General features: G+C 41.0%; 2 protein-coding genes. Both read right to left on the bottom strand.

The genetic code is table 11. The features are described 5' to 3' along the window. Positions 1–45: 45 nt before the first annotated feature. The gene (locus tag MZO41_RS16470; protein ID WP_111443564.1) at positions 46–921 is read right to left on the bottom strand and encodes an IS3 family transposase; all 876 of its coding nucleotides are present in this window, start codon (positions 919–921) and stop codon (positions 46–48) included. A gap of 8 nt (positions 922–929) precedes the next feature. Further along, the gene (locus MZO41_RS16465) at positions 930–1,637 is read right to left on the bottom strand and encodes a helix-turn-helix domain-containing protein (RefSeq protein WP_027822961.1); all 708 of its coding nucleotides are present in this window, start codon (positions 1,635–1,637) and stop codon (positions 930–932) included. Positions 1,638–1,704: the final 67 nt, after the last annotated feature.

The following is a 1,704-nucleotide window of genomic DNA, read 5'->3' as shown; positions in this document are numbered from 1 at the left end:
CGGGACTGCTCCGAGTCAAGTAGACAGTTCAAATAATTAAAATAGCTATGCAGTTTTTAGAATGGCATGATTCCGAAATTCTTTCGGAGTCATGCCATTTAGTGTTTCTTGGCGACGCTTGTAGTTATACCAGTTAATACATTTTTCGATAAGTTGAACCATTTCTTCTCGATTTAATGCATGGTGAAAATTAAAGAACTCGGTCTTCATATGACTCCAGAAGCTTTCCATAGGACTGTTATCTCCAGGGGTTCCTGGACGCGACATACTATGCTTAACCCCATTGCTAGCTAGATGTTTGTTAAATACTCCAGATGTATAGCTTGATCCCTGATCTGAGTGTAAAACCGTTGGTTTTGCACCATTGCTTATTGCTAATGCCTTATCAAATGTTCGAGTCACCAAATCGGCTGTCTCAGTTTCTTCAATGTCCCAAGCAATGATACTGTGGTCGTTCAGGTCTTTAATCGCACTAAGTCTCAAACGTTCACTGAATTTCCAACCAAAACATAGCTCTGTACAATCAGTTACCCAGACCTGATTTGGCTTGTCTGGCTTAAAATTATGGCCTTCATCTGAAAGGAGGAGGTTATTGCTGATGTGCTCTTTCCGTTGAGCTTTTCGATCATGCTGTGCCACGCGAATTGAAGCCACGATACCATTTTCACGCATGATCCGGCGCATTTTTCCAGCACTAGTTCGATATGTTGTATCGCAATGAAGATTCATCATTAATCTTCGTACTCCAAGGGTATATTCGTTCTCCTCTTCAATAATTTTGACGTACTTTAATATCTCTTTATCTTCCAGAGCACGTTTGCTTGGGGTTCGGTGTATCCATTTGTAATATGCAGCACGTGAGACTTTCATAAAACGACACATAAAACTAATCCCATAAACTTGGTTTGTATCAGGGTTCACCGTAGTTGCTAAAGTTTGGATTGTTTCGTAGATGTGTGATGAGTGGCATCCAACCTTTCCAATTCTTGGAGTTTTTTTAGAACTGCATTCTCTGTCGATAAATGTTCAATTCGGGCCTTTAGACGCTTGACCTCCAGGTCACGCTTCTCGTTATCTGTAAGCTGGTCATGCACAGTCTTTCCCTTACCACGACGATCGACAAGGGCTTCTGGTCCACCTTGTTTAAACTTCCGAGTCCACGAGTAAACCTGACCATATGACACGTTGTACTTATTCATGGCGCGTGAGTAATCCATATCGTTTGCTATAATCCATTGAACAATTTCTACACGTTCCAGCTGGGTTGTTTTCCGACCATCTTTCACTTGTTTCACACTCCTAGTGGTGAGTTGTTTACCACTAGTATACTGATGAACCCATTGATAGATAGTACTAACGTTAGGAATATTATATTTATCGCATAATCGAGGATAAGAACTGTGTCCTTCTAGGTACTCCAGAACTATTTTTAATTTCAATTCACTTGGATACTTTCCCATGAGTCGATGCCGCAGGCCATCGATCCCCTGTAATCCATAACGCTTTACCCATCGGCTTACTTGACTATGTTCAACTCCATATTTTCTTTGAACGGCATTAGGAGCCATTCCCTGAGTAACTAGACCAATGTAAAACAACTTCTCTTTAATCGTATAGCGAGAACCTTTTCTGCCCATAGAAAAACTCCTCCTTAGGTAGGCAAGCTTTGATTATTTGCTTGTCTACCCAAAGAGGAGTATATCC

The sequence above is a fragment of the Lactiplantibacillus sp. C232 genome (assembly GCF_023806725.1).
GTDB classification, from domain to species: Bacteria; Bacillota; Bacilli; order Lactobacillales; family Lactobacillaceae; genus Lactiplantibacillus; species Lactiplantibacillus plantarum.
The sequence above is the reverse complement of the archived record's forward strand: the minus strand, read 5'-3'. Positions and strand labels throughout refer to the sequence as shown.

Bases quoted from the DNA above. Each gene is read 5' to 3' on its own strand.
- MZO41_RS16465 (WP_027822961.1), bottom strand. From the start codon at position 1,637: ATGGGCAGAAAAGGTTCTCGCTATACGATTAAAGAGAAGTTGTTTTAC.